Here is a 26,389-nt window from a genome sequence, read left to right as displayed (position 1 = left end):
AGCGTGGCGACAGATCGGTGGAAGTGCATTGCACTTTCACCGTTTTGACTTGTGGAGACTCAATCTCATGGCCACCATTCCAATTACCAAACGCGGCGCCGAAATGCTCAAGGAAGAGCTGCACCGACTCAAGACCGTGGAGCGTCCCGCTGTGATCTCGGCCATTGCCGAAGCGCGTGCGCAGGGCGACTTGAGTGAAAACGCCGATTACGACGCCGCCAAGGACCGCCAGGGCTTTATCGAAGGCCGCATTCAGGAGATCGAGGGCAAGCTCTCGGTGGCCCAGGTCATCGACCCCAGTGCGGTCGATGGCGGCGGCAAGGTGGTGTTTGGTGCCACGGTCGAGCTGGAGGACGAAGAGTCGGGCGACACGGTGAAATACCAGATCGTCGGGGAAGACGAGGCGGACCTCAAGCGAGGCCTGATCAATATTTCCAGCCCCATCGCGCGTGCCCTCATTGGCAAGGAGGAGGGCGACACCGCTGAGGTGCAGGCCCCCGGTGGCATCCGCCGTTATGAAGTGGTGGCGGTCAGCTACCAGTGATGGTGTGATGGCTGCCATGTGGCTGGGCATGCGCCCGCGACTTCCCGTTCTGGTGGCGGCCTTGTGGTGGGGCAGTCTCACCACCATCGGCTTTTTGGTGGTGCCGCTGTTGTTCGCCTATCTGCCATCCCCTTCCCTGGCGGGACAGATGGCGGCCCGGCTGTTTGCGGCGCAAACCTGGGTGGCTGTGGTGTGCTGTGTGGTGCTGCTGCTGCTGTCCAGACCTCGGCACGGGGTGACCCAATATCCGTGGGCACGTGCTGCCATGCTGTTCGTTCTGGGCGGCCTGCTGCTGGCGTTGCTCAACCAGTTTGGTGTGGCGCCCCGCATTGTGGCCCGGCAGGACTTGCGTCTGTGGCACAGCGTGGGGACAGTGATGTACGCGGTGCAATGGGGCTGCGCCTTGGCCGTGTTCTGGCAAACGCTTCGGCCAGGAGCGCACACGGCAGTGGAAGAGCGGTCCGCCAGCGATTGACGGTCAGGCAAGCGACTCGCTGACAGACCTGCTGCGGCGTGGACTTTTCTTTTGAGGACAAGCCGCGGCCCGCCCTCGCGCCTATTCGTGCCAGTGTTCCGCCACCCAGGTAGCTGGGCGGATGTAGCGGAAGCGGCGGTTGCGCCTCCCCGCCAGCGCATCCGGGGGATTGCATTCCCCGTGAAAAATCACGATGCGTGCGCCTTCGGGCACAAACGGAGCGCGCCAGTAATTGGTGGGCCACGGCGGTATCCCGTGGTACTTGAAACTGGGGCACCATGCAGCGGGCCAGTATTGCAGCTTGCCCTGCTTGTGCAAGAAGTCGGACAGGTAGGCCTGTTCGTTGCGAAACTCTGCGCGGATCTCCGCGAAGTGTTCGCGAAAATACGCCAGCACATCAGGATGGGCGCCAAGCTCGAAGCGGTAGACCGACGAGTTTCCCGTGATGCGCCATGGGCGTTTGTAGTCGTGAATGATCAGGAATTCGCCGGGCTGGGTGAAAAAATCATCCAGGCTGCCGGTGACGACCACGTCCACGTCCAGAAACAGGGCGGTGCCCCGCAGGCCATGCAAGTCTGCGCTGAACGTGGCCAGCTTGGTCCAGCCCCGCTCGGGAATGCCGGGCGGTAGATCCAGTGCAGGAATGGGCAGGCATTGCACTTCGCTACGGATTCCGGTGCTGTCATCGGTGAGGCAGACAAAACGGAAGTCTCCGCTCAGATGCCGGCGCACCATGGCGTACAGCCGGTTGACGTATTCGGGGCCGTATTTCGTGCCCCATTTCATGCAGAGGATGTGGCGCGTCGGCGCCATGCCGGCAGGTGCTGCAATGGTTGCAGATACTGCTTCAGCGGTCATCAGTCAGCCTGGCGCTTCTTGATGGATTTTTGCTTGGGCTTGGCGCGCTTGATTTGGCCGCCTGACGTGAGGCGCTGGTTGCCGAGCACACGCAACTGCTTGATCTCGGGGCGCTGACCACCCCGTTTGCTGTACTTCAGCACCTTGACATCGCGTGGGCCGGGCATCCGGTCTTCGTCGATGGTTCGCTCTTTGACAGGCTGGGGCCGCCACAGCACCAGCAGTTTGCCGATGTGCTGAATGGGTGCAGCGTTGAGTTCGGCGGTCAGCTCCTGGTACATCAGCTCGCGCGCCACGCGGTCGTCGTTGAAAACACGCACCTTGATCAGGCCATGGGCGTTGAGGGCGGCGTCGATTTCCTTCTTCACGGCAGGGGTGAGGCCATCGCCGCCGATCAGGACCACGGGGTCCAGGTGGTGGGCATTGGCGCGTTGTTCCCGGCGCTCGGCAGGAGTCAGTTGAATTTGGGGCATACCCGTATTATGTCTGCGGCCCGTGGTGGGGTGACTCCACCTCCCAAGTGCGGCAAGGCTTTCAAGTCACCAGCTACAGCGATTGTCGAGAGACAATACCGCCATATGAAAGTCAAAACCCAGAGCAAGAAGGTGAACAAGGCGTGGCTCAACGACCACGTGAACGACACCTATGTCAAATTGGCACAGAAGGAGGGTTACCGCGCCCGTGCCGCCTACAAGCTCAAGGAGATTGACGAGCAACTGGGCCTCATCAAGCCTGGTTATACGGTGGTCGACCTGGGCTCCACACCGGGGGCGTGGAGCCAGTATCTGCGCAGGCGCATGTCGCCCGCGGGCGCCGCAGCGGGGCAGCTCAACGGGGTGATCATTGCGCTGGACATTCTGCCCATGGACCCCATTGAAGGCGTCACCTACTTGAACGGAGACTTTCGCGAGCCCGAGGTGCTGGAGCGCCTGGAGCGGGCGCTCGACGGCCGGGTGGTGGACGTGGTGGTGTCTGACATGGCGCCCAACCTGTCGGGCATCGAGTCGGCCGATGCAGCACGGATTGCGCATTTGGTGGAGTTGGCTGTGGATTTTGCGTGCAACCATTTGAAACCGGAAGGCGCCCTGGTGGTCAAGCTGTTCCATGGCAGCGGATACAGCGATCTGGTCACCCTGTTCAAGCAGACCTTCAAGGTCGTCAAACCCTTGAAACCCAAGGCGTCGCGCGACAAGTCGTCAGAAACTTTCCTGGTGGGCATGGGGCTGAAAAAGCAGCCTGTCTAGGCTTGCCTCAGGTCAAGAATCCGTGAACTTTGGCTGCAAAGCCCGCGCTGATTCCATGGGCGTGAGGGGGAATAGAGCTGGTCCCGTGGCTTGAAAGACCTAAAATGGGCCGCACATGCGTGCCATGACGGCAGTGTGTCCGTTTTCTGTTCCCTGCAACTGGAGCCCCGCTTGAACAATCAGTGGTTTTCAAAAATTGCCGTATGGCTGGTCATTGCCATGGTGCTGTTCACGGTGTTCAAGCAGTTTGACACTCGCAGCGGCGCCAGTGCAGGCCACGTCGGGTATTCCGAGTTTCTGGACGAAGTCCGCAACAACCGCATCAAAAGCGCCACCATTCCCGAAGGGCTGAGCGGTGGCGAGATTGTTGCGGTCACCACCGATGATCGCAAGATCCGTACAAACGCTTCGGTGCTGGACCGTGGTCTGGTGGGTGACCTGCTGAATCACAACGTCAAGTTTGACGTGAAGCCTCGTGAGGAAGGCTCCTTGCTCATGACCCTCCTTGTCAGCTGGGGGCCCATGTTGCTGTTGATTGGCGTGTGGGTGTACTTCATGCGCCAGATGCAAGGTGGCGGCAAGGGCGGCGCCTTCAGCTTTGGCAAGAGCAAGGCGCGCATGCTGGACGAGAACAACAACCAGGTCACGTTCGCTGACGTGGCCGGTTGCGACGAGGCCAAGGAAGAAGTCAAGGAAGTGGTGGACTTCCTCAAAGACCCGCAAAAGTTCCAGAAGCTCGGCGGCCGTATTCCCCGTGGCCTGCTGCTGGTGGGACCTCCCGGCACTGGCAAGACCCTGCTGGCCAAGTCCATCGCTGGCGAAGCCAAGGTGCCGTTCTTCAGCATCTCCGGCTCCGATTTCGTGGAAATGTTCGTTGGCGTGGGCGCGGCGCGCGTGCGCGACATGTTCGACAACGCCAAGAAGAACGCTCCCTGCATCATCTTCATCGATGAAATCGACGCGGTGGGCCGCCAGCGTGGCGCTGGCCTGGGCGGTGGTAACGACGAGCGCGAGCAGACCCTGAACCAGATGCTGGTCGAGATGGACGGCTTTGAAACCAACCTGGGCGTGATCGTCGTGGCAGCCACCAACCGCCCTGACATTCTGGATGCCGCCCTGCTGCGTCCAGGCCGTTTTGACCGCCAGGTGTATGTGACGCTGCCCGACATCCGTGGCCGCGAGCAGATCCTGAACGTGCACATGCGCAAGATCCCGATTGGTCAGGATGTGGCACCTGGCATCATCGCCCGTGGTACCCCCGGCATGAGCGGTGCCGACTTGGCCAACCTGTGTAATGAAGCCGCCCTGATGGCTGCCCGCCGCAATGCGCGCACCGTGGAGATGCAGGACTTCGAGAAGGCCAAGGACAAGATCCTCATGGGTCCCGAGCGCAAGAGCATGGTCATGCCCGAGGAAGAACGCCGCAACACGGCTTACCACGAGTCAGGCCATGCGCTGATCGGCAAGTTGCTGCCCAAGTGCGACCCCGTGCACAAGGTCACCATCATTCCCCGCGGCCGTGCTCTGGGCGTGACGATGAGTCTGCCCGCGCAGGACCGTTACAGCTATGACCGCGAATACATGCTCAACCAGATCAGCATGCTGTTCGGTGGCCGCATTGCCGAAGAAGTGTTCATGAACCAGATGACCACCGGCGCCAGCAACGACTTCGAGCGCGCGACCCACATCGCCCGCGACATGGTCACGCGCTACGGCATGACCGATGCCCTGGGGCCGATGGTTTACGCCGAGAACGAAGGCGAAGTGTTCCTGGGCCGCTCGGTCACCAAGACCACCACCATGAGCGAACAGACCATGGAAAAGGTGGACATGGAAGTGCGCCGCATCATCGACGAGCAGTACAACCTCGCCCGCCGCCTGATCGAAGAGAACAGTGACAAGATGCACGCCATGGCCAAGGCCTTGCTCGAATGGGAAACCATCGATACCGAACAGTTGGACGACATCATGGCGGGCAAGGAGCCTCGTCCTCCCAAGGACTGGACGCCACGCACCCCTCCCTCTGGTGGTGATAACTCCAGTGGCGGCACTCCAGCTGTAGCCACGGATACTGCACCGACGGCAGCCTGACCGGGCTCGCGGTCCAGCCGTTTGAACGGGGCCTTGTGCCCCGTTTTTCATGGGGACCATCGTTTTTTCTTGCGGAATGCTTTGTCGAGCCGCTATTTCGAAATCTGCACGGGTGTGATCGGCATGATCTGGCAAACCTCTCGCTTCGCAATTGACTTGGTCCGTCCCCAGGTCATGGGCATCGTCAACGTCACTCCTGATTCTTTCTCCGATGGTGGGCGCCATGGCTCCACGGCTGCTGCGCTACGGCATTGCGAACAGCTGTTGAAAGAGGGCGCAGATATTTTGGATATCGGTGGTGAGTCCACCCGCCCGGGCAGCCCTGCTGTGCCGCTGGATGAGGAGCTGTCTCGTGTCGTTCCCTTGGTGCGTGAGGCTGTGGCGCTGGGTGTCCCGATTTCAGTGGACACCTACAAGCCGGAGGTCATGCGTGCTGTGCTGGATCTGGGGGCTGACATCGTCAACGACATCTGGGCCCTGCGGCAGCCAGGAGCTGCGGCAGCGGTGGCTGCGCACCCGCAGTGTGGTGTGTGCCTGATGCATATGCACCGCGACCCGCAGACCATGCAACAGGCGCCCATGGGGGGGGATGTGGTGCCTCAGGTGCTATCATTTTTGCAGCTGCAGGCGCATAATCTACTAGCGCTTGGCGTCGAAAAGGCTCGTATCCTGCTGGATGCGGGCATTGGTTTCGGCAAAACGGTGGAACAGAACTTTGCGTTGCTGGCACGACAGTCCGAGCTATTGGCTGCTGGCTACCCGCTGCTGGCGGGATGGTCGCGCAAGTCATCGCTGGGTACGATCACCGGGCTGGAGGTGAGCCAACGCATGGTACCCAGTGTGGCCGCCGCCTTGCTCGCGGTGGAGCGGGGCGCGTCGGTAGTGCGTGTGCACGATGTACGCGAGACGGTGGCGGCACTGGCAGTGTGGTCTGCGATGCAGCGATCTGGCTGAGGGGCCGGTGATTCGAGAGCAGGTAGTGGGGCGCCAGGTCCTCGCCTTTGACAACAACATACTGAGATCCGTACGAGGAGACGCCAGAACATGACACGCCAATACTTTGGAACCGACGGCATCCGCGGCACTGTGGGGCAGCCGCCCATCACACCGGATTTCGTGCTGCGCCTTGCCCATGCAGTGGGTCGCGTGTTACGCCGCACGGAAGAGCGGCCCACAGTGTTGATCGGCAAGGACACCCGCATCTCGGGCTACATGCTTGAAAGCGCGCTGGAGTCTGGCTTCAACTCGGCAGGGGTGGATGTGGTGCTGCTGGGGCCGTTGCCCACGCCAGGCGTGGCTTACCTGACTCGCGCCCAGCGCGCCAGTCTGGGCGTGGTCATCAGCGCCAGCCATAACGCCTACCCTGACAACGGTATCAAGTTCTTCAGCGCGCAAGGCACCAAGCTGTCGGACGCCTGGGAGCTGGCGGTGGAAGCCGCACTGGCCGAACCGCCCGTCTGGGTCGATTCGGCCAGCCTGGGCAAGGCCCGGCGCCTGGATGATGCGGCCGGGCGCTACATCGAGTTTTGCAAGAGCACGTTTCCCCAGGACCTGACGCTCAAGGGCCTGAAGATTGTGGTGGACGCTGCCCACGGAGCCGCGTACCAGGTGGCGCCCAAGGTATTCCACGAGCTGGGTGCGGAGGTGCTGTCGATTGGCTGCGCACCCGACGGCCTCAACATCAACCACGAGGTCGGTGCGACACACCCCGACGCGTTGGTGCGCGCTGTGCGCGCGAACCATGCCGACTATGGCATTGCCCTGGATGGGGATGCAGACCGGCTGCAGATTGTGGACGCCACTGGGCGGCTGTACAACGGTGACGAGCTGCTGTACCTGATGGCGGCAGACCGCATGGGCCGTGACGAGCACGTGCCTGGCGTGGTGGGCACGCTGATGACCAACATGGCGGTAGAGGTGGCGCTACTAGCCAAGGGAGTGAAGTTTGTACGCGCCAAGGTCGGTGACCGGTACGTACTGGAAGAACTGGCGCGCCACCACTGGGTGTTGGGCGGGGAGGGGTCCGGGCATCTGCTGGCTCTGGACCGACACACCACCGGCGACGGTTTGGTCAGTGCCCTGCAGGTGCTGCAGGCTTGTGTGCGCAGTGGCCGCACGCTGGCGCAGCTGCTGGCAGGCATCACGCTCTACCCACAGGTCTTGCTCAACGTCCGATTGGCGCCAGGGCAGGACTGGAAGGCCAACCGTTTACTGGCAGAGGCCACGCAGGCGGTGGAGCAGCAGTTGGGCCCCTCGGGTCGCGTACTGATCCGCGCCAGTGGCACCGAGCCTCTGCTGCGTGTGATGGTGGAGGCGCGCGACGCGCAGTTGGCCAGCTCTTGCGCTCAGCGCCTGGCCGACGCAGCCCGCGCGGGTTGAGGTCTTGGTCTATCGGCGGAGTGGAGCAGCTTCCGTCGCGCTGGAAGGGGTCTTGAGGCCGCTCAGAGTGCTGGTGTGTGTTGCCGCATGAAGCGTTCCAGCTGCTCCGCGGGCAGTGGCGTGCTGAAGTGGTAGCCCTGCGCTTCGTCGCAACCTTGTTCGTGCAAAAAGGCCAGTTGCCCCTCGGTTTCCACACCTTCGGCGGTAGTACGCATGCCCAGCGCCTGCGCCATGCGGATGATGGCGCTGACGATGGCGCGGTCGTTGCTGTCGTTGCCCAGGTCGCGCACAAAGGATTGATCGATCTTGAGCTTGAAGATCTGGAACCGCTTGAGCTGGCTGAGTGACGAATAGCCCGTGCCGAAGTCGTCCATCGACATCCGCACTCCACGAGCATGCAACTGGTCCATGGTGGCCACCGCCGCATGGGGGTCGTCCACTGCCACCCCCTCCGTCAGCTCCAGTTCCAGCGAGTCGGGGGGCAGGTCAAACTCCGCGAGCACCCGGCTCACCAGTTCTGGCAGCTGTGGCTGGCGAAATTGAATGGCTGATAGGTTCACTGCCATTGTGAGTTCGGGAAACCCGCAGCTGCGCCATGCCTTGAGCTGGGCCAGCGCTGTGCGCAGCACCCACTCGCCGATCTGCAGAATCTGGCCGCTGTCTTCGGCGATGGGGATGAACTCTCCCGGAGAAATCGCACCGAGCTGGGGGTGTTGCCAGCGCAGCAGGGCTTCCACACTGCGCACAGTACCCGTGGCCAGGTTCATCTGTGGCTGGTAGTGCAGGTGGAACTGTTCGCGCTCCAGCGCACGGCGCAATGCGTTTTCGAGCTGCAGGGCCCGTACCGACTGGGCCTGCATCTCGGGGGTAAAGAAGCGAAAGGTGTTGCGTCCGTCCAGCTTGGCGCGGTACATGGCCACGTCTGCCGACTGGGTCAAAGTATCGAAATCGTGTCCGTCCTGGGGGAACAGCGCAATGCCCATCGACGGGGCCATGGTCAGCTCGTGGTGATCGATCTGGTACGGCTGACGGGATGCCTCCTGCAACTTGCTGGCAACCCGGGCTGCACCCCGTGCATCGGCGCCTGGCAAAAGCAGGATGAACTCATCCCCTCCCAGGCGCGACACCGTGTCCTTGTCGCGCACCACCGCACGCAGGCGCTTGGCAATTTCGACCAGCAGCACATCGCCCACCCGGTGGCCCAGAGAGTCGTTCACGTGCTTGAAGTGATCCAGGTCCAGGAAGATGACGGCCAGCGGCGTCTGGTTCTCCTGCGCCACCCGAATGGCCTGCTGCGCACGTTCTGCCAGCAGGGCACGGTTGGGCAGACCGGTCAACGCATCGTAGTGGGCCAACCAGTAAATGCGCTCCTGGTCGGCCTTGCGGTCATTGATTTCACGGTGCAGATTTTCCACTGTCTCGCGCAGCTCGCGCGTGCGGTCTTGCACCTGCCGCTCCAGCTCCTCATGGGCCTGGGCCAGCACCGCCTGCGCGCGTTTGCGGTCGGTGATGTCCATGGTGATCCAGATGGTCCCCTGGGCAGGGTCGGCGGGATCGATGCATTTGCTGCGCACTTCGCAAATCACAGGAGTGCCGTCCTTGCGGCATAGCTCCACCTCGCCCTCGTACGACTGTCCGGCCACCAGCGAGGGGTAGCAGCGGTCGCCGACTTCTTGCCAGGCAGCATCGCTGGCGTACCAGCGACGCGACGAGCTGCCCATGAGTTCGCCCGGCTCAAAGCCCAGCATCTGTTCAAAATGGTGGTTGCAGCGGGTCAGATGCCGGTCTCGCAGAAAGACGATGCCGACCATCGCGCTGTCAAACAGCAACTGCTTTTCCCGCACAGCGGCATTCAGCGCGGCGTGGGCACGCTTTTGCTCATCGATGTCGTCCACGATCCAGATCGAGCCTTCTCCGGTGTCGTGCGGATTGATCAGGCGCCCCGTGAGGCTGCCCCAGAACAGTGTGCCGTCCTGGCGACGCAACTGGCGTTCAATCCGGAATGACTGCCCTTGGGCAAGCGCGGGATAAGCCGTGCGCCCGAGGTCGCGGAATGCATCCCGGTCTGGATAGAAGGCTTCGGTGTTGAGCCCTACCAAGTGGGCGGGGCTGGCATAGCCGAAAATTTCGGCATACCGCTGGTTGCAGCGCACCACGCTGCGCTGGCGCAGGAACACGATACCCACTCCCGCGCTGTCCAGGAGGGTTTGTTGTTCACGCAAGGTGCGTTGCAGGGGGGTGTCAGGGGGCACTCCGGCGCGCTGCGAGGGCGGAGTGCTGAACAGCGAATACATAAGACCAGAACAGGCGGCAGGGCCAGACGGCCTCAGAAAATTGTGCCAAAGTGTAGCAGCGGCAGCTTACAAGCCGTTTGAGGGTATGCCTCAGGTACAGCGCTGCAGGTTCTGCCGTACGGCTGATGCAAGTGCAGTCGCCAGGAGCTCTGGCGCGAGAGGGTGCAGAGACACTTTGCCCGGCTTTTTTAGCGTCCCAAGTGTTCCCGCAGATAGGCCTCAAAGGCATCGGCCGCCAGAGGGCGGCTGAACAGGTAACCCTGGCCTTCGTCGCAGCCCTGGGCGCGCAGAAACTCCAGCTGGCCATCGGTCTCCACCCCCTCGGCGGTCGTCTGCATGCCCAAGGCCTGCGCCATGCGGATGATGGCGCTGACAATGGCCCGGTCATTGGCGTCGTCGTCCAGGTCGCGCACAAACGACTGGTCGATCTTGAGCTTGTAGATCTGGAAGCGCTTAAGGTAGCTCAACGATGAATATCCCGTGCCAAAGTCATCCATCGACAGCCGGACGCCCCGGTCGTGCAATTGGTCCATCATGGCCAGTGCAGCAGCGGGGTCGTCTACCGCAGCTCCCTCGGTCAGCTCCAGCTCCAGCCGACGCGCAGGCAGTCCGGCTTGTTGCAGGCAGCGTGTCACCATCTCGGGCAACTGGGGGTGACGGAACTGCACCGCCGACAGATTGACTGACACAGCCCGCAGTGGCAATTGAAGGTCCAGCCAGCGCTTGGCGTCATGCACGGCAGTGTTCAGCACCCACTCGCCAATTGCGACGATCATGCCGCTGCTTTCTGCCACAGGGATGAACTCCGCCGGGGACACCATGCCCAGCTCGGGGTGGCTCCAGCGCAGCAGCGCCTCGGCACCGACTACTTGGCGCGTGGTGAGTGACACCTGGGGTTGGTAGTGCAGCTCGAACTGGTTGCGTTCCAGTGCCCGGCGCAGTGCGTTTTCGATCTGTAAGGCTCGGGCGGTCCGCGCCTCCAGGTCGGCGGTGAAAAAGCCAAAGCGGTTGCGCCCGCTTTGCTTGGCACGGTACATGGCGGCATCAGCGCGCTGGTACAGGGTGTCGAACGAGTCTCCGTCCGCCGGATACATGGCAATGCCTACGGACAGGGTGGTGGTGAGTTCGTAAGGCTCCACCTGAAACGGCTGCGCCACGGCCATCAGCAAACGGTTGGCTACGTCGGCCGCCTGCAGGGCCGAGGCAGCGGGTAGCAGCAGCAAAAATTCATCCCCTCCCAGGCGCGATACGGTGTCCTGTGTGCCCAGCAGGGACTCCAGCCGTCGCGCTACTGCCACCAGCAGGATGTCGCCAATGCGGTGCCCCAGCGAGTCGTTGACGTTCTTGAAGTGGTCCAGGTCCAGGAACAGCAAGGCCAGCGTTCCGCCCCGCGCTTGCTCTTGTTCGATGTGGCGTTGGGCGCGCTCTGCCAGGAGCGCACGGTTGGGCAGGTCAGTGAGGGGGTCGAAATGCGCGAGGCGCTGGATGCGGTCCTGAGCCTCGCGTTGCAGGGTGATGTCGCGGAACAGCGTGATGGAGTGGGTGGTGCTGCCATTGCCATCGCGCACGCGGCTGACGGACAGCCACTGGGGGTAGGTCGATCCGTCCTTGCGGCGGCCCCAGGCTTCGCCTTCCCAGTGCCCTTCTTTGGTGAGATGGGTGTACACCAGGTCGGCATCGAAGTCTCGGGTGGACTCTGCCACCGTGAGCAGGCGCATCGACTGACCTACGGCCTCCGCTTCGGAGTAGCCGGTGATGCGGCTGAATGCCCGGTTGATGCGCACGATGGTCTGGGCCGCATCGGCAATCACGATGGCCTCGCCGCTCTGGTCAAACACCTGGGCAGTCAACTGCAGTTGTTCTTGCGACCGCTTGCGTTCAGAAATGTCGCGGGACAGCACGATGAACCTGGGTTTTCCTCCCGCTGATCCTACCTTGCGGGCCGCAGAAAGTTCGAACCAGGTGGGCCCCAGGCCAGGCAGGTCCAGCATGATCTGGCGTCCGGTGGACCATCCCTGGGATTGCGCTTCATTGAGCACATCCATCACCGTCAGTGCAGCCAGGGCGGGTAACACCTCGGTGACATTGCGGCCGATCAATTGCTCAGCAGGGCCCATGAGCAACTCGGCACGAGGGCTGTGCACGCTGCAATAGCGGCCGTCCTGGTCGATTTCAAACAACGGATCGGGAATTGCATCGATGGTGGCGCGCAGCTGCTGCTGTGTGGCCTGGATCTCGGAGGTCCGCTGGGCCACCTGTGTCGCCAGACCGCGCTCGTGCGCCTTCAATTCGACGAGCAAGCGCGCCAGGTAGCCCATCAGCAACGCAAACAGCAAGCCCAAGGCGCAGCGCAGAGCCAGCACATCTGGCGCACCCCATCCCTTGACGGGTGTCAGGCTGAGCGTCCACTGGCCATTGGGCAGGGTCAGGGATCGGCCAACAGCGTCACCGGTGGGCGGAGGGTCAGACATCGCGATGGTCTGCTCCTGGTTGTTATCCGGGCGGACACGCCACAATCGATAGTGAAAACCCCGTTCCTTGAGCTGGGGCAGCCGGGCGGTGGCCAGCACCTCGGGCAGACGGATGGTGACGTAAGTAAAACCCCAGAAGCTCCGGCGCCCCAGGTCATCTTCCAGGTACACCGGTTGGCGCCCCACGACGCCCAGGCCGCCCTGGACCAACTCCATGGGCCCCGCCAGCGTCAACACGCCGGACTCGCGGGCGCGGGCTGACTCCGCCCCTTGGCGGGGGTCGTTGAGCTGGTCAAAACCAATCGAATTTTCGTTGCCTGCACGGGGAACAACCTGCTGCACTACCCCTCCCGGGGACAGGCCCATGGCCGCGATGCCCGGGTAGAAAGGCAGCATCTGCACGCCGATTTCTTCGAATTGGGGAACGTTCCCGTGGCCCTGGCGCACCAGCGCCACCAGGGTGTTGTTGGCCGACAGTGCCAACTCGATGGCGCGCTGCAGGGCCTGGACATGATCGCCCGCCACATCGGCGGCTTGGGTGCGCTGCTGCGCACGTTCCTGGCGTTCCAGCGTCCAGATCAAAGCACCAGCGCAGGCTGCTGCCAGCACAAACACAGCCACAAAGGCTGCGATGGGGCTGCGTGTGGGGGGCAGGGCGGGGGACGGCACGGCGGAGTTCCTCAGTCAATTATGCAGGCCATTGGTGAGGGCCCGTGCCAATGGAAAGCGCGCATTGTCATGGCGTTGACACGCCGAAGACATGGCGATGTCATGCGCGGCTTTCACACTCCCGGCCAGGAAAGCGGATTCCCGCTCTGTTTGGAAATTCCTGCTGTGCCCGTTCTTACCGAAGGAGACGTTGTCCATGAACGACCTGCCCACTTTGATGCAGTTGTCCACATCGCCGGAGGCTACAGGTACCGGTATTGTTCAGCCTTCTGGTGTTGTGCCGGGCGCTGTGCATGCTATCCCGGCGCGTGGTGCTATCGAGGTGACTTGGGCCAGGCATCTGGATGAGGTCCGTGAGGCACAGCGCTTGCGGTTTGAGGTGTTCGCGGCAGAGATGGGCGCTCGATTGACGACCCCCATCCCTGGCCACGACGTGGACCTGTTTGACGACTATTGCGAGCATCTTCTGGTGCGCGACGCTCCGAGCCAGCAAGTCATTGGGACTTACCGGGTGCTGACGCCAGCGCAGGCCAAGCGGGTGGGCGGAACTTACAGCGATACCGAATTCGACTTGACGCGCTTGCGCACGCTGCGCCCGCGCATGGTGGAGCTGGGCCGCAGCTGTGTGCATCCCGACCACCGCCACGGCGGCGTGATCATGGCGCTGTGGAGCGCGCTGGCGGACTTCATGGTGCGCAACGAACTCGACACGATGATCGGCTGTGCCAGCATTCCCATGCTTCACAATGGCGTGGTTAGTGGCGACGCGGCGGCCAGCATCTGGCAGCAAGTGCGAAAGACCCATCTGGCACCCATCGAATACCACGTGCTGCCGCGCCTGCCGTTGCCCGTGGAGCATCTGGACGGATCCATTGCCGTGGACCCACCGGCCTTGATCAAAGGCTATCTGCGACTGGGCGCCCGTGTACTGGGTGCACCGGCGTGGGATCCGGACTTCAATACCGCCGACCTGCCCATGCTGATGCGGCTGGCCGACCTGCATCCCCGCTACCGCAAGCATTTTCTGGGGGCCTGACCGGTGCGTGCCGCGTTCGACGCCCTGGGCCCTTGGTTGAACGAGTCCCAAGTGCCGCAGGATGCAGAGCCCGACGCCCTTGTGGCGTTCGCCGGTCAACGCCGGTTTCGTGCGGTATTCATTTCGGATTTGCACCTCGGCACGCCTGGGTGTCAGGCTGAAGCGCTTCTGGATTTTCTGAAGCACCATCCCAGCGATCATCTGTACCTGGTGGGAGACATCGTGGATGGGTGGCAGTTGCGCCGCCGTTGGTTCTGGCCACAGGCGCACAACGATGTGGTGCAAAAGCTGTTGCGCCGCGCGCGCAAGGGGTGCCACGTGGTGTTTGTTCCTGGTAACCACGACGAATTTGCCCGAGCCTTTGTGGGGCATTCTTTTGGCGGTATCGAGGTGGTGTCCGATGCTGTGCATACCACTGCAGATGGGCGCCGCCTGTGGGTCACGCATGGTGACCACTTTGATGGTGTGATCCAGTGTGCCAAATGGCTCGCCTACGTGGGTGACAACCTCTATGAATTCACGCTCAAGCTGAACCGCCATCTCAATATCCTTCGGGCGCGGATGGGGCTTCCGTATTGGTCTTTGTCAGCTTACCTGAAAGGCAAGGTAAAAAAGGCGCTCAACTACGTCACCGATTTTGAAGTGGCGGTGGCCGCAGAGGCCCGTCGCCGCGGGCACGACGGAGTGGTCTGCGGACATATCCACCGCGCGGAGATGCGCGAGATTGGTGGCACCTTGTATTGCAACGATGGCGACTGGGTGGAGAGCCACACAGCACTCGTCGAGCACCTTGATGGTCGGCTGGAGCTGTTGCAATGGCCCGCTGTGCCTGCCGCCAATCTGTCCAGCCAGGCCACACGGGTGTCCGCATGAAGATTGCGCTGCTAACTGATGCATGGCTGCCACAGGTCAATGGCGTGGTGACCACTTTGGTCGAGTTGGTGCGAGAGCTGGAAGATGCCGGGCACGACGTGCAGGTGCTGCATCCTGGTCAGTTTTCTACCCGTCCTTGTCCCGGTTACGCTGGCATTGATCTAGCGGTGCGACCCTACAAGTCACTTGCCCAGAAGTTGGACGCCCTGCAGCCAGATGCCATTCATCTGGCGACTGAGGGGCCGCTGGGCTGGGCGGGGCGTCGTTACTGTCTCAAGCGTGGCCTGGCGTTCACCACAGCCTTTCATACAAGGTTTCCCGAGATTCTTCAGGCGGCCTTGCGCATACCACTGGGTTGGGGTTATGCGCTTTTCAGGCATTTTCATCGCCCTTCGTCGGGGGTGATGGTTCCTACGCAGGGTGTCTTGCAAATGCTGCAGCAGCGGGGCTTTCGCCAACTGCGGTTGTGGACGCACGGTGTGGACACCCAGGCGTTTCGCTTTCATGGTGAGGTCTGTCAGAGTCCACTCACTGGCGTTCTGGCGCATCCTGTGGCGCTGTATGTGGGGCGCATTTCATATGAAAAGAACATCGATGCCTTTTTGCAGATGGACATGTCGGGCACGAAGGTGGTGTGTGGTGTAGGCCCGCTCGAGGCGCGGCTGAAAGCCAAGTACCCGCAGGTACGCTGGCTTGGCATTCTTGACCGGGAGGCGCTGGCACAGGTCTACGCCTCGGCCGATGTCTTTGTGTTTCCGAGCCGCTCCGAAACCTTTGGGCTGGTCATGCTGGAGGCAATGGCTTGCGGCACGCCGGTCGCTGCCTTTCCTGAAGACGGTCCACGGGAGGTCCTGGGTGCTGGGGACGGCAGGGTACCGATGGGCGGCGTGTTGCACGCGAGCCTTCTGGCGGCCACGCAACAGGCCTTGTCCATACCGAGGTCCGAAGCACGAAGCCGGGCGCTGGAGTTCACCTGGGCACATGCGGCCAGGCTGTTTCAACAGTACCTGGTGCCAGCCCGCTCCAGCTCGCAGGGAGTTTTCGTGTCTGTCACAAAGTCTGTCACGCAGTTGTCATCTGGGCGTTAAATACTGCAGCGATTCCGCAATTGCTGTACGCGCGTATCCATGCTGCCCCTGCCTCCTGTTGATTCCATCCCTTTGCAGCGCGAGCACCCCGATGCTGTCGGGGACTCCTCGCACGCCGTGTCACATGACAACGATTTTGCGGCTGTGGGGGCTGTCACGGGCGTTGCCCCCCACATGTTTCTGGACCGCGACCACAGCATCCTGGCATTTAACGAACGCGTGTTCGACTGGGCGGTTCGCACAGATGTCCCGCTGCTGGAGCGGCTGCGCTACCTGTGCATCGTGTCATCCAACCTCGACGAGTTTTTCGAAGTACGTGCTGCAGCGCACATCACGGCGGCCAAGAAGGGCGAGACCAAGGGGCTCTACACCGCAGCGTCGTTCGAGGCCCTGTCCGCTCAGGTACACGACCTGGTAGAGCGGCAATACGCGCTGTACAACGAAGCACTGGTTCCCGCATTTGCAAAGCATGGGATACGCATCGTGGCGCATGGTGATCGCTCCGCAGAGCAGAGGCGCTGGGTGCACGAGTATTTTGCGCGCGAGGTCCGTCCCCTGTTGATTCCGGTGGGACTCGACCCGGCCCACCCGTTTCCGCAGGTGGCTAATAAGTCGTTGAACTTCATCGTGCGTCTCAAGGGGCATGATGCCTTCGGCCGCGAGAACGAAATCGCCATCGTCAAGGTGCCGCGTGCACTGCCCCGTCTGATCCGTATGCCAAAGAAGGTTGCGTCCGACGGGGCGTTGTTCGTCAGCTTGTCCAGCATCGTGCGTGCCCATTTGGAAGACCTCTTTCCTGGCCGCGAAGTGACGGAGTTTTCCCAGTTTCGTGTCACACGCCACTCCGATCTGGCACTGGACGAAGAGGATGTTCGTAACCTGCGCACCGCCTTGCGGCAGGGCCTGCAGCACCGTCATTACGGACAGGCTGTGCGCCTGGAAGTCTCTGCGGGTTGCTCTCGCTTCCTGTCCGACTTCTTGTTGCAGCAATTTGATCTGCCCAACGCGGCCTTGTACCGTGTACATGGTCCTGTGAACTTGGTGCGCCTGAATCAGCTGGTGGACTTGGTGAACGATCCTGCGTTGCTGTTCCCGCCATGGAGTTCCGCTTGGCCACGTCAGCTCCAGCCAGGGGTGTCCATCATGGGCCAACTGCGCGAGCGCGACGTGTTGATCCACCAGCCGTTCGAGAGCTTTGATGGTTTGCTTGCGTTCCTGCGAGAGGCTGTGAACGACCCGGACGTGCTGGTCATCAAACAGACCATTTACCGCACGGGCGCCGACTCCGAACTCATGGACCTGCTCAGCGAGGCGGTACGCCGAGGCAAGGAGGTGATGGCGGTAGTGGAGCTGAAAGCACGCTTTGACGAGGAGGCCAACATCAATTGGGCAGAGGCGCTGGAGTCGATTGGGGCGCAGGTGGTCTATGGCGTCGTGGGCCTCAAGACCCACGCGAAGATGCTGCTCGTCACGCGCCGTGAAGGGAGGCAGTTACGCCGTTACGGCCATCTCTCCACTGGCAACTACAACGTGCGCACGGCCAAGCTGTATACCGACCTGAGTTACCTCACGGCAGATGAAGAAACCACTGCCGATATGGACGGTGTTTTCAATCACCTGGCCAGCCAGAACCGGCCTCCCAAGCTGCGCAAGCTCATGCTGGCACCGTTCCATTTGCATCGCCGGATGATCGAAAAAATCGAGCGCGTGGGATTGGCTGCCAGCCGCGGGGAAGACGCACGGATCGTTGCCAAGATGAATGCCCTGACCGACGAGGGATTGATGCGGGCGTTGATCCTCGCTGGGGAGCGCGGCGCACGCATCGATCTGATTGTGCGCGGGGCCTGCATGCTGGCTCCGCAGGTGCCGGGAGTGACGGACAACATCCGGGTGCGCTCGGTGATTGGTCGGTTCCTGGAGCACACGCGTGTTTTCTATTTCCGCGCGGGGGGCGAAGAAGACCTCTATCTGTCGAGTGCCGATTGGATGAACCGCAACATGATGCGCCGCGTCGAGCTGGCGTGGCCGGTGACTGACCCCAAGCTGCGCCAGCAGATCATTGATGAATGTTTGGTGGCCTACCTGTGTGATGACCGCGATGCCTGGACGTTGAATGCCGCAGGCGTCTACGACCGCGCTGTGCACCCGGTGGACGGTAGTGGTGCCCAAAACGCGTTGATGGTGCGCTATGGGCCACGGCCTGCTCTGGGTCGCGAGGAGCCAGGGGTCGCATGATGGATTTGATCCTTTGGCGTCATGCCGAGGCGGAAGAGGCAGAAGACGGTAGCGATGATCTTGCACGCCCGCTCACGGCCCGGGGCGAGAAGCAGGCGGCGCGCATGGCGGCCTGGCTTGATCGTCAACTGCCGGAAGGCCTGAGGGTAGTGGCAAGTCCAGCGCGGCGGACTGAGCAAACTGCCCACGCTTTGGGCCGCAAATTCAAGATGCGCGCCGAGTTGTTGCCTGGCGGTACACCACAGGATTTGCTAGAGCTCGTACAATGGCCGCGTGCCAAGGGCGCTGTTCTGGTGGTGGGGCACCAGCCCATGCTGGGCCAGACCGTTGCCCAGTTGTTGCAACTACAAGCCCCCGAGTGCCCTGTGCGCAAGGGCTCCGTGTGGTGGTTGCGCCAGCGCCAGCGCTGGGATCAAAGCCAGACCGTGCTCATGGCAGTGCAGTCACCGGAGTTTCTTTAGCTTGCCCGGCGATGTCCGAGGGCCCGAAGCCGTGCCCCTGGACACGCCGTGTCTCGGGACAGGTTTACTTGCGTCCTGCTTTGCCGCTGGCCTTGGTCGTTGCCTTGGCTGGGACAGTTGGCACGGCTTCAGCTATGTCGGCCTTTGGGCGACCGGTCTTGATGGAAGGCACCGCTTGCAAAGCGCTGCGCAACGCGCTGTCTGGCAGACCTGCCAGCACCTTGAGCCCTGCGCGCAACAGCTCGCTTTTCTTGACGGGGTGGGCCAGTGCTGTGGCACGGTCTTTCAGGGTGTCGAGCACCGCGTACTCGTCTTTGGGGATGGTGAAGCTGTCACGGACCAGCTTGGGCTTTTTGCCCTTGGGCTCGGTGGCCTTGGTGGGTTTCACTGCGGAAGCTGCCTTGGTCGCGGTGGCTGGCTTGGAGGCTGGCGCCTTTTTTGCGGGCTTTGCAGCCTTGGATGCCTTTGGAGCCTTGGGTGCCGTTTCCGGCTTGGTTGGCTTGGCGGGCTGGGCAGCGGGCGCGGCGGGGCTGGGGGTTGTGGTGGCAGTGGTCATGACAGAAGATTGATAAACGGTATAAACAGTTTATATCGTTTATTGTTTTCCCTCAAGGCATGCCCACAGCCAGCTCCCAGGGGGTTTTTTGCCAGGCTTGAATTTCTTCGCGTAGAAGGTGGGCCGACTGTGGGTATGCCATGGCCCATCCCGGGCGAGCGCTGACCTCAAATCGCTGCCTGTCCAGCTGCAACGACAGTCCTTTGGTATCGGGCTCCCGGCGTGCATGGCAGAGCGCCACGGCCAAGCGCAAGCACAAGAGCTGCAGCACAAAAATCGGATCGCCGAGTTCCACCCCCAGCTTTCGTACCTTGCCCCGCTGCCCCTGCACCAGCACTCCCAGGCGGTGCAGTTCTGGCACCGCAAAACCAGCGGCGTCAGTGTTGTCGAGAATGTAAGCGCCGTGTCGGTGGTAGTCGCTGTGGGAAATGCGGCAGCCAATCTCATGCAGGCGGGCTGCCCAGTCCAGCTTGCGGCTGGCACGTTCGCTCCCGGGTGGAGCAGCCTGGTCAAACAGTGCGCAGGCGGTGCGCGCCACGCGGTCTGCATGCTCCATGTCCACGCCAAACCGCTGCATCAGCCCTTGGACGGTGGTGGTGCGAAGGTCGGTGCCGGGTTGCTCCCGATCCAGAAGGTCATACAAGGCGCCCTGGCGTAGTGCCCCTTGCGCCACCTGCATCTCGTGGATGTCCAGCAGGTCAAAAACGGCGCGCAGCACGCTGATTCCCCCCCCGATGACTGCACGGCGCTCTTCCTTGAGTCCGTCCATGCGCAGCCGGTCGGCACTTTGGGCACGGAGCAAACGCTCCCGCAGCCAGTTCAGCCCATCGCGGGTGATCAGACCCTGCGAACCTCCTGCGGCGGACAGAATGTCCCCCACGGCGCCCGCCGTGCCAGACGACCCATAGGCAACATCCCATGCATCGGGGCGAAAAGTCTCCAGCGCCTCATCGAGTACCGCCTTGGCAGCAATCTCCGCCGCCAGGAAGGCCTGGGCAGAGAACTCTCCCTTGGCAAAGTACCGTTGTGACCAGGCGACGCTGCCAACCCGGAAGGAGGCCACCGCGTGGGGCGTGAACTGCTCGCCGAGGATCAATTCGGTGGACCGACCTCCGATATCCACCACCAGGCGGCGCTCGTCCGACTGAGGCAGCAATCGGGCTACACCCTGGTAAATCAACCGAGCTTCTTCCGGGCCAGACACCACGTCGATAGGGTATCCAAGCACCTCACTGCCGCGTGACAGGAATTCTTCGCGATTGCGCGCTTCACGCAGTGTTTGAGTGGCCACTGCACGCACCTGCGCGCGGGGAAAGCCCGCCAGGCGCTCGCCAAAGCGCGCCAGACAAGCCCAGCCGCGCTCCATGGCGTCGCGAGTCAGGTTCCGATCTTCATCCAGCCCGTTGCCTTGGCGCACGGTTTCCTTGAGGTATTCCACCCGCTGGACGTGTCCGAACTCATAGCGCCCGATTTCCAGGCGAAAACTGTTGGAGCCGAGATCGACTGCGGCGAGGCGTGTGCCGTTCTGCATGTGTGTTTGGTGGGAGCTGCGTGCGGCATCGTACCGCGATGCGCGTGGCCTGATCCGAAGCGCGGGCCGCCATCGGCTGGGCGGGCAAGTGACCGGAAGATGGCTGGAGTGTGACGAGGTTGTGTGACGCATTCATGACGCCAGCGATGCCGCGTCATGAGGGGTGTTGCAATGGTCTGAGGTTGGTTATTTGTGTCACTGAATTGTCACGATAGGCCTCTAGAGTTCGCTGTGTTCCTGTTAACCCCTGCCGAAAGGTACCTCATGAAACGCGTATTTCTCAAAACCGTCGCAGTAGCTCTGGCCGCCCTGGCAGTGGGCAACGCCTTTGCGGCAGACATCACCGGCGCCGGCGCTACGTTCCCCTTCCCGATGTATGCCAAGTGGGCTGAAGCCTACAAGAAGGAAACCGGCGTGGGTCTGAACTACCAGTCCATCGGTTCCTCGGGGGGTATTCGCCAGATCCGTGCTAAGACCGTGGCTTTTGGCGCTACCGATGCCCCTCTGTCGGGCGCTGAACTGGAAAAAGACGGCATGGTGCAGTTTCCTGCCATCATCGGCGGCACCGTGCCTGTGGTGAACCTGGACGGCTTCAAGCCAGGCGAACTGCGCGTGACCGGCACCGTCCTGGCCGAAATGTATCTGGGCAAGATCACCAAGTGGAACGATGCCAAGCTGGCTGCCCTGAACCCCGGCAAGACGCTGCCTGACCAGAACATCACCATCGTGCACCGCGCGGATGGCTCTGGCACCACATTCAACTGGACCGACTATCTGAGCTCTGTCAGCAAGGAATGGGCGGACACGGTGGGCAAGGGTGCTGCAGTGAAATGGCCTGCTCAGTCTTCGGTGGGAGGCAAGGGCAATGAAGGTGTTGCGGCCAACGTGACCCGTGTGAAGGGTGCCCTGGGCTACGTGGAGTACGCCTACGTCAAGAAGAACAACATGACGTTCCTGCAACTGCAGAACGCTGATGGCAAGTATGTGGCGCCCGACGATGCCACCTTTGCAGCGGCTGCTGCGAGCGCTGACTGGTTCAGCGTGCCTGGCATGGGTATTTCGATGGTGAACGCCAAGGGTGCCAACAGCTGGCCCGTGAGCACGGCATCCTTCATCCTCATGTACGCCGACCCCGCAGACAAAGCCCAGTCAGCCGAAGTCCTGAAATTCTTCGACTGGGCCTTCAAGAACGGCAAGACCATGGCTGCTGACCTGGACTACGTGCCGCTGCCCGACGCTCTGACGGCGCAGATCCGTTCCAAGGTCTGGTCGCAAATCAAGAAGTAAGCGGTTTGCCCCAGAATAGTGCCCATCGGCCGGCTGGTCTGACCGATGGGCGCTGGTTTGTGGGGTCTCCAGAAGCCAGATGGGAGTCAACATGAGCGTGGGAACCACCATGAGTTCGCAACCCGTGTCCGTCAAGATGACGGACGCCCCCACACCGTCCATGGTGTCGATTGCCAAGAGGCAGCGCCTGCAGGACATCGTTTTCCATCGGCTGACCCAGAGCCTGTCGCTGCTGGTGCTGGTGGCGCTGCTGGGCATCATCGTCTCGCTGTTCATCTACGCGTGGCCAGCTTTTCACAAGTTCGGCATCCAGTTCATCTGGCGCGCTGAGTGGGACATCATCAATGAAGAATTTGGTGCGGCGATTGCCATCGTCGGCACCCTGGCCAGTGCAGGCATTGCACTGCTGATCGCCGTTCCACTGGCATTCGGCATTGCGCTGTTCCTGACCGAAACCTGCCCTGTTTGGCTGCGCCGCCCGCTCGGCACGGCGGTGGAATTGCTGGCGGCCGTTCCGTCCATCATCTATGGCATGTTCGGCCTGTTCGTGTTTGCGCCATTGTTTGCAGACCATTTCCAGGTACCCGTGCAAAAGCTGCTCGGCTCCATGCCGCTGGTCGGCTTCCTGTTTGGCGGCAGTACCAACGGCTTTGGCATCCTGGCCGCGGGCATCGTGCTGGCCTTCATGGTGTTGCCTTTTGTGGCTGCCGTGATGCGCGATGTGTTCGAGATTGTTCCCCCCATCCTGCGCGAGTCCGCCTATGGCCTGGGTTGCACGACCTGGGAGGTGGTGCGTCGCGTGGTGCTGCCCTACACGCAGAAAGGCGTGATTGGCGGAGTGATGCTGGGCCTGGGCCGGGCCTTGGGCGAGACCATGGCCGTCACTTTTGTGATCGGCAATGCCAACCGCATGCCCACCTCGCTGTTCTCGCCAGGCACTTCCATCGCATCCACGCTGGCCAATGAGTTTGGCGAGGCGGCTGACTTTCATTTGTCCACGCTGTTTGCCCTGGGCTTCCTGCTGTTTGTGATCACGTTTGTGGTGCTGTCAGCCGCCAAGATCATGCTGCTGCGCGCCGAGAAGGCCAAGGGCCTGTAAGCCCTGCAGCCCGCTCCCGACCCTCTTCAGAGACGAGCTCCATGGAATTCAATCAACAACTCTACAAAAAGCGCCAGCGCTCCAACGCCATTGGCCTGACCCTGTCACTGGGCGCCATGGCACTGGGCCTGTTCGTGCTGCTCTGGATCCTGAGCGTGCTCCTGTCCAACGGTTTTGCCGCTTTGGACTGGAACATGTTCACGCAGTCCACCCCTGCGCCCGGCTCCGACGGCGGTGGCTTGGCCAACGCCATCGTGGGCAGCCTGCTGATGGTGGGCTTCACCGTGCTGGTGTCCACGCCCATCGGCGTGCTGGCGGGGGTGTACCTGGCCGAATACGGGGACCAGAGCAAGACCGCCGAACTGACCCGCTTTGTGACGGACATCATGCTGTCGGCCCCCTCCATCGTGCTGGGCCTGTTCGTATATGCCATTGCGGTCGCTACCGTGGGCAACTTCTCGGGCTGGGCGGGCAGCCTGGCGCTCTCGCTCATCGCCGTGCCGGTGGTGGTGCGCACCACTGAGAACATGCTGCGCCTGGTGCCCGGCAGCCTGCGCGAAGCGGCCTTTGCCCTCGGTGCACCGCGATGGAAGGTCTCGACCATGGTCACCCTGCGTGCTGCTCGCAGCGGCGTGATGACTGGCCTGCTGCTGGCTGTGGCCCGCATCAGTGGCGAGACAGCACCCCTGCTGTTCACCGCGCTCAACAACCAGTTCTTCAGCACCAACATGAATGCGCCCATGGCCAACCTGCCGGTCGTGATCTTCCAGTTTGCGCTGAGCCCGTACGAGAACTGGGTTCGCCTGGCCTGGGGCGGTGCGCTGCTCATCACGCTGTCGGTGCTGATCCTCAACGTCGTGGCGCGGGTGTTCCTGCGCGAAAAGAACCGCGTGTGATTTCGTTGGCTGATGCTGCCAACGCCATCGACAAGACTGCCTCCATTTTCAGGAATTGACAATGAACGCCACTGCTACCGCCACTGCCAGCAAGAACGCGCTGGAGCTGCGTAACCTGAGCTTTTTCTACGGCAAGTTCCAGGGCCTGCGCAACGTGAGCCTGGACATCGCCGAGCACAAGGTCACTGCCTTCATCGGCCCCTCGGGCTGTGGCAAGTCCACGCTGCTGCGCACGCTCAACCGCATGTACAGCCTGTATCCCGGCCAGCGCGCCGAGGGCTCCATCAGCTTCTACGGCCAGGACATCCTGGACCCCAAGCAGGACATCAACCTGCTGCGCGCCCGCATCGGCATGGTGTTCCAGAAGCCCACGCCGTTCCCCATGTCCATCTACGACAATATCGCGTTTGGCGTGAAGCTTTACGAGACGCTGAGCAAGAGCGAGATGGACGACCGCGTGGAGTGGGCACTGTCCAAAGCCGCTCTGTGGACTGAGGTGAAGGACAAGCTGCACCAGAGCGGCCTGTCGCTCTCCGGCGGCCAGCAGCAGCGCCTGTGCATTGCGCGCAGCGTGGCGGTGAAGCCTTCGGTGCTGTTGCTCGACGAGCCCACCTCGGCGCTGGACCCGTTGTCCACCGCCAAGATCGAAGAGCTGATCGACGAGCTCAAGCACGACTACACCATTGCGATCGTGACCCACAACATGCAGCAGGCCGCCCGCTGCAGCGACTACACCGCCTATATGTACCTGGGCGAGATGATCGAGTTCGGTGCGACCGAGCAGATCTTCTTCAAGCCCGAGCGCAAAGAAACCGAAGACTACATCACCGGCCGTTTCGGCTAAGGAGACAGCAGATGCCCGATAAACATCTTTCGTCCCAGTTCGACAGCGAACTCAACAGCGTCTCTGCCCGCGTCATGGAAATGGGCGGCTTGGTGGAGTCGCAGATTCGCCAGGCGGTGTACGCTCTGTCGCAATTCAGCCTGGAGGCCGTGGAAACGGTGGCTTCGATGGAGACCCGCATCAATGCGATGGAGGTCGAGATCGACCAGGAGCTGTCCTCCATCATCGCCCGCCGCCAGCCCACCGCGCGTGACCTGCGCCTGCTGCTGGCCTTCTCCAAGGCCACGGCCAATCTGGAACGCATGGGCGACGAAGCCAACAAGATGGCGCGCATGGTGCGCTCCATCATCGAAGGCGGCGCCCCGCGCTCGTTGCCATCGAGCGACCTGCGGGTGGCGGCCGAGCTGGCCTCGGGCCAGCTGCGCAAGACGCTGGATGCGTTTGCACGGCTGGACGTGAAGGCGGCGGTCGCCATCCTCAAGGAGGACGACCTCATCGACAAGGAGTTCGACGGCTTCGTGCGCAAGCTCATCACCTACATGATGGAAGACCCCCGAACCATCTCGCCCAGCCTGGATCTGCTGTTCCTCGCCAAGGCCATCGAGCGCATTGGCGACCATTCCAAGAACGTGGCCGAACTCATCATCTATCTGGTCAAGGGCAAGGACGTGCGCCACACAGCCCTCGACGAGATTGAGTCGGCAGTGCTGTAAGTACGGGGCGCTGAAATCACCATGAGAAAGCTTCCCCGTGTCCTCATCGTGGAGGACGAACCCGCGATTGCCGAACTGATTGCAGTCAACCTGCGCCACAACGGTTTCCAGCCCTTCTGGGCGGAAGATGGCGACAGCGCGCAGCGCGAGCTGGATGCCGTGCTGCCCGATGTGATCCTGCTCGACTGGATGCTGCCGGGGCAGAGCGGTCTGTCGCTGGCGCGCAAGTGGCGTGCAGACAGCCGCACCAAGCCCATCCCCATCCTCATGCTCACCGCGCGTGGGGATGAGCCGGACAAGGTGGCCGGGCTGGACGCCGGTGCCGACGACTACATCACCAAGCCCTTTTCCACGCAGGAGCTGCTGGCCCGCATCCGCGCGGTCCTGCGCCGCCGCGCACCCGAGCAGGTGAGCGACAGCGTGAGCATTGGCGAGCTGGTGCTGGACGCCGCGACCTACCGGGTCACCTTCCAGGGTCAGCCCCTGAAGGTCGGGCCTACGGAGTTCAAGCTGCTGCATTTCTTGATGAAGCACGCCGAGCGTGTGCACAGCCGCTCACAGCTGCTCGACAAGGTGTGGGGCGACCATGTCTTCATCGAGGAGCGCACGGTGGACGTGCATGTCAAGCGCCTGCGCGAGGCCCTGGGTGCAGCGTCCGTGATGGTGGAAACGGTGCGCGGCGCGGGCTACCGGCTCACTGCACAACCCCAGGTGCCGCTGTCGGCCTGATGGGGCAGGCGGGCTG

At 62.2% G+C, this 26,389-nt stretch carries 24 protein-coding genes; 17 read left to right on the top strand and 7 right to left on the bottom strand.

What is annotated here, in order from left to right:
- Window positions 1–67 precede the first annotated feature (67 nt).
- Entirely contained in the window at window positions 68–544 is a 477-nt protein-coding gene (gene greA / locus ASD75_RS04590; protein WP_056067220.1) for a transcription elongation factor GreA, read from the top strand.
- Between the two features lie 28 nt (window positions 545–572).
- The gene (locus ASD75_RS04585) at window positions 573–1,019 is read left to right on the top strand and encodes a DUF4149 domain-containing protein (RefSeq protein WP_056743714.1); all 447 of its coding nucleotides are present in this window, start codon (window positions 573–575) and stop codon (window positions 1,017–1,019) included.
- A gap of 81 nt (window positions 1,020–1,100) precedes the next feature.
- On the opposite strand, the gene ASD75_RS04580 is transcribed toward ASD75_RS04585, so the two are convergent.
- Complete coding sequence (locus ASD75_RS04580; RefSeq protein ID WP_369817448.1) at window positions 1,101–1,832, bottom strand: glycosyltransferase; 732 nt, start codon at window positions 1,830–1,832, stop codon at window positions 1,101–1,103.
- 44 nt (window positions 1,833–1,876) lie between these two features.
- Window positions 1,877–2,350, bottom strand: a complete 474-nt coding sequence (locus ASD75_RS04575) for a YhbY family RNA-binding protein (RefSeq protein ID WP_056067223.1) — start codon at window positions 2,348–2,350, stop codon at window positions 1,877–1,879.
- Window positions 2,351–2,455: 105 nt separating this feature from the next.
- Between ASD75_RS04575 and ASD75_RS04570 the strand changes: the two genes are divergently transcribed.
- From ASD75_RS04570 to glmM, 4 genes are all read left to right on the top strand, one after another.
- A complete protein-coding gene (locus tag ASD75_RS04570; protein WP_056743603.1) occupies window positions 2,456–3,121 on the top strand; it encodes an RlmE family RNA methyltransferase in 666 nt (221 codons plus the stop codon).
- Window positions 3,122–3,292: 171 nt separating this feature from the next.
- Window positions 3,293–5,212, top strand: a complete 1,920-nt coding sequence (gene ftsH / locus ASD75_RS04565; RefSeq protein ID WP_056067227.1) for an ATP-dependent zinc metalloprotease FtsH — start codon at window positions 3,293–3,295, stop codon at window positions 5,210–5,212.
- 123 nt (window positions 5,213–5,335) lie between these two features.
- Entirely contained in the window at window positions 5,336–6,166 is an 831-nt protein-coding gene (gene folP / locus ASD75_RS04560; protein WP_056743713.1) for a dihydropteroate synthase, read from the top strand.
- A 90-nt stretch (window positions 6,167–6,256) separates the two neighbouring features.
- On the top strand, window positions 6,257–7,591 hold the full coding sequence (gene glmM / locus ASD75_RS04555; RefSeq protein WP_056743600.1) for a phosphoglucosamine mutase: 1,335 nt from the start codon (window positions 6,257–6,259) through the stop codon (window positions 7,589–7,591).
- 62 nt (window positions 7,592–7,653) lie between these two features.
- Here the strand turns inward: glmM and ASD75_RS04550 are convergent, their stop codons facing one another.
- From ASD75_RS04550 to ASD75_RS23585, 3 genes are all read right to left on the bottom strand, one after another.
- Window positions 7,654–9,885 (bottom strand): EAL domain-containing protein, encoded by a 2,232-nt coding sequence (locus ASD75_RS04550; protein WP_056743598.1) that lies wholly within the window; start codon window positions 9,883–9,885, stop codon window positions 7,654–7,656.
- Between the two features lie 188 nt (window positions 9,886–10,073).
- On the bottom strand, window positions 10,074–13,025 hold the full coding sequence (locus ASD75_RS04545) for an EAL domain-containing protein (RefSeq protein ID WP_056743596.1): 2,952 nt from the start codon (window positions 13,023–13,025) through the stop codon (window positions 10,074–10,076).
- A gap of 15 nt (window positions 13,026–13,040) precedes the next feature.
- Complete coding sequence (locus tag ASD75_RS23585) at window positions 13,041–13,223, bottom strand: hypothetical protein (RefSeq protein ID WP_156400944.1); 183 nt, start codon at window positions 13,221–13,223, stop codon at window positions 13,041–13,043.
- Between ASD75_RS23585 and ASD75_RS04540 the strand changes: the two genes are divergently transcribed.
- The 5 genes from ASD75_RS04540 to sixA all read left to right on the top strand — a co-directional run bounded on the left by ASD75_RS04540 (window position 13,222) and on the right by sixA (window position 18,718).
- Window positions 13,222–14,061, top strand: a complete 840-nt coding sequence (locus tag ASD75_RS04540) for a GNAT family N-acetyltransferase (protein WP_056067235.1) — start codon at window positions 13,222–13,224, stop codon at window positions 14,059–14,061. The genes ASD75_RS23585 and ASD75_RS04540 overlap by 2 nt on opposite strands.
- A 3-nt stretch (window positions 14,062–14,064) precedes the next feature.
- Window positions 14,065–14,934, top strand: a complete 870-nt coding sequence (locus tag ASD75_RS04535; protein ID WP_056743594.1) for a UDP-2,3-diacylglucosamine diphosphatase — start codon at window positions 14,065–14,067, stop codon at window positions 14,932–14,934.
- Window positions 14,931–16,022: a glycosyltransferase family 1 protein gene (locus ASD75_RS04530; RefSeq protein ID WP_056743592.1), complete on the top strand. Its 1,092-nt coding sequence runs from the start codon at window positions 14,931–14,933 to the stop codon at window positions 16,020–16,022. The genes ASD75_RS04535 and ASD75_RS04530 overlap by 4 nt, the downstream gene beginning before the upstream one ends.
- 174 nt (window positions 16,023–16,196) lie before the next feature.
- Window positions 16,197–18,257 carry a polyphosphate kinase 1 gene (ppk1, locus tag ASD75_RS04525; RefSeq protein ID WP_156400945.1) on the top strand — a complete coding sequence of 687 codons (2,061 nt, stop codon included), beginning with the start codon at window positions 16,197–16,199 and terminating at the stop codon, window positions 18,255–18,257.
- Window positions 18,254–18,718 (top strand): phosphohistidine phosphatase SixA, encoded by a 465-nt coding sequence (gene sixA, locus ASD75_RS04520; RefSeq protein WP_056743589.1) that lies wholly within the window; start codon window positions 18,254–18,256, stop codon window positions 18,716–18,718. The genes ppk1 and sixA overlap by 4 nt, the downstream gene beginning before the upstream one ends.
- A 64-nt stretch (window positions 18,719–18,782) precedes the next feature.
- Here the strand turns inward: sixA and ASD75_RS04515 are convergent, their stop codons facing one another.
- Together ASD75_RS04515 and ASD75_RS04510 are read right to left on the bottom strand one after the other, a co-directional pair.
- Complete coding sequence (locus tag ASD75_RS04515; RefSeq protein WP_369817447.1) at window positions 18,783–19,106, bottom strand: hypothetical protein; 324 nt, start codon at window positions 19,104–19,106, stop codon at window positions 18,783–18,785.
- Window positions 19,107–19,326: 220 nt separating this feature from the next.
- On the bottom strand, window positions 19,327–20,805 hold the full coding sequence (locus ASD75_RS04510; RefSeq protein ID WP_056743586.1) for a Ppx/GppA phosphatase family protein: 1,479 nt from the start codon (window positions 20,803–20,805) through the stop codon (window positions 19,327–19,329).
- A gap of 264 nt (window positions 20,806–21,069) precedes the next feature.
- Between ASD75_RS04510 and pstS the strand changes: the two genes are divergently transcribed.
- From pstS to phoB, 6 genes are all read left to right on the top strand, one after another.
- Window positions 21,070–22,092 (top strand): phosphate ABC transporter substrate-binding protein PstS, encoded by a 1,023-nt coding sequence (gene pstS / locus ASD75_RS04505; RefSeq protein ID WP_056067249.1) that lies wholly within the window; start codon window positions 21,070–21,072, stop codon window positions 22,090–22,092.
- 109 nt (window positions 22,093–22,201) lie between these two features.
- Complete coding sequence (gene pstC / locus ASD75_RS04500) at window positions 22,202–23,191, top strand: phosphate ABC transporter permease subunit PstC (protein ID WP_369804293.1); 990 nt, start codon at window positions 22,202–22,204, stop codon at window positions 23,189–23,191.
- A 41-nt stretch (window positions 23,192–23,232) separates the two neighbouring features.
- On the top strand, window positions 23,233–24,087 hold the full coding sequence (gene pstA / locus ASD75_RS04495; RefSeq protein ID WP_056067253.1) for a phosphate ABC transporter permease PstA: 855 nt from the start codon (window positions 23,233–23,235) through the stop codon (window positions 24,085–24,087).
- Window positions 24,088–24,148: 61 nt separating this feature from the next.
- Window positions 24,149–24,931 (top strand): phosphate ABC transporter ATP-binding protein PstB, encoded by a 783-nt coding sequence (pstB, locus tag ASD75_RS04490; RefSeq protein WP_015013589.1) that lies wholly within the window; start codon window positions 24,149–24,151, stop codon window positions 24,929–24,931.
- Window positions 24,932–24,942: 11 nt separating this feature from the next.
- Complete coding sequence (phoU, locus tag ASD75_RS04485) at window positions 24,943–25,644, top strand: phosphate signaling complex protein PhoU (RefSeq protein WP_010457902.1); 702 nt, start codon at window positions 24,943–24,945, stop codon at window positions 25,642–25,644.
- A 21-nt stretch (window positions 25,645–25,665) separates the two neighbouring features.
- A complete protein-coding gene (gene phoB / locus ASD75_RS04480; protein WP_015013590.1) occupies window positions 25,666–26,373 on the top strand; it encodes a phosphate regulon transcriptional regulator PhoB in 708 nt (235 codons plus the stop codon).
- Window positions 26,374–26,389: the final 16 nt, after the last annotated feature.

This window comes from Acidovorax sp. Root568 (assembly GCF_001427445.1).
GTDB lineage: Bacteria > Pseudomonadota > Gammaproteobacteria > Burkholderiales > Burkholderiaceae_C > Acidovorax > Acidovorax delafieldii.
Note: the sequence above shows the minus strand (reverse complement) of the source record. Positions and strands in the feature narration are given on the sequence as shown.

Coding starts and splice junctions, on each gene's coding strand:
- greA (WP_056067220.1), top strand. CDS start 68: ATGGCCACCATTCCAATTACCAAACGCGGCGCCGAAATGCTCAAGGAA.
- ASD75_RS04585 (WP_056743714.1), top strand. CDS start 573: ATGCGCCCGCGACTTCCCGTTCTGGTGGCGGCCTTGTGGTGGGGCAGT.
- ASD75_RS04580 (WP_369817448.1), bottom strand. CDS start 1,832: ATGGCGCCGACGCGCCACATCCTCTGCATGAAATGGGGCACGAAATAC.
- ASD75_RS04575 (WP_056067223.1), bottom strand. CDS start 2,350: ATGCCCCAAATTCAACTGACTCCTGCCGAGCGCCGGGAACAACGCGCC.
- ASD75_RS04570 (WP_056743603.1), top strand. CDS start 2,456: ATGAAAGTCAAAACCCAGAGCAAGAAGGTGAACAAGGCGTGGCTCAAC.
- folP (WP_056743713.1), top strand. CDS start 5,336: ATGATCTGGCAAACCTCTCGCTTCGCAATTGACTTGGTCCGTCCCCAG.
- glmM (WP_056743600.1), top strand. CDS start 6,257: ATGACACGCCAATACTTTGGAACCGACGGCATCCGCGGCACTGTGGGG.
- ASD75_RS04550 (WP_056743598.1), bottom strand. CDS start 9,885: ATGTATTCGCTGTTCAGCACTCCGCCCTCGCAGCGCGCCGGAGTGCCC.
- ASD75_RS04540 (WP_056067235.1), top strand. CDS start 13,222: ATGAACGACCTGCCCACTTTGATGCAGTTGTCCACATCGCCGGAGGCT.
- ASD75_RS23585 (WP_156400944.1), bottom strand. CDS start 13,223: ATGGACAACGTCTCCTTCGGTAAGAACGGGCACAGCAGGAATTTCCAA.
- ASD75_RS04530 (WP_056743592.1), top strand. CDS start 14,931: ATGAAGATTGCGCTGCTAACTGATGCATGGCTGCCACAGGTCAATGGC.
- ppk1 (WP_156400945.1), top strand. CDS start 16,197: ATGTTTCTGGACCGCGACCACAGCATCCTGGCATTTAACGAACGCGTG.
- sixA (WP_056743589.1), top strand. CDS start 18,254: ATGATGGATTTGATCCTTTGGCGTCATGCCGAGGCGGAAGAGGCAGAA.
- ASD75_RS04510 (WP_056743586.1), bottom strand. CDS start 20,805: ATGCAGAACGGCACACGCCTCGCCGCAGTCGATCTCGGCTCCAACAGT.
- pstS (WP_056067249.1), top strand. CDS start 21,070: ATGAAACGCGTATTTCTCAAAACCGTCGCAGTAGCTCTGGCCGCCCTG.
- pstC (WP_369804293.1), top strand. CDS start 22,202: ATGAGTTCGCAACCCGTGTCCGTCAAGATGACGGACGCCCCCACACCG.
- pstA (WP_056067253.1), top strand. CDS start 23,233: ATGGAATTCAATCAACAACTCTACAAAAAGCGCCAGCGCTCCAACGCC.
- pstB (WP_015013589.1), top strand. CDS start 24,149: ATGAACGCCACTGCTACCGCCACTGCCAGCAAGAACGCGCTGGAGCTG.
- phoU (WP_010457902.1), top strand. CDS start 24,943: ATGCCCGATAAACATCTTTCGTCCCAGTTCGACAGCGAACTCAACAGC.
- phoB (WP_015013590.1), top strand. CDS start 25,666: ATGAGAAAGCTTCCCCGTGTCCTCATCGTGGAGGACGAACCCGCGATT.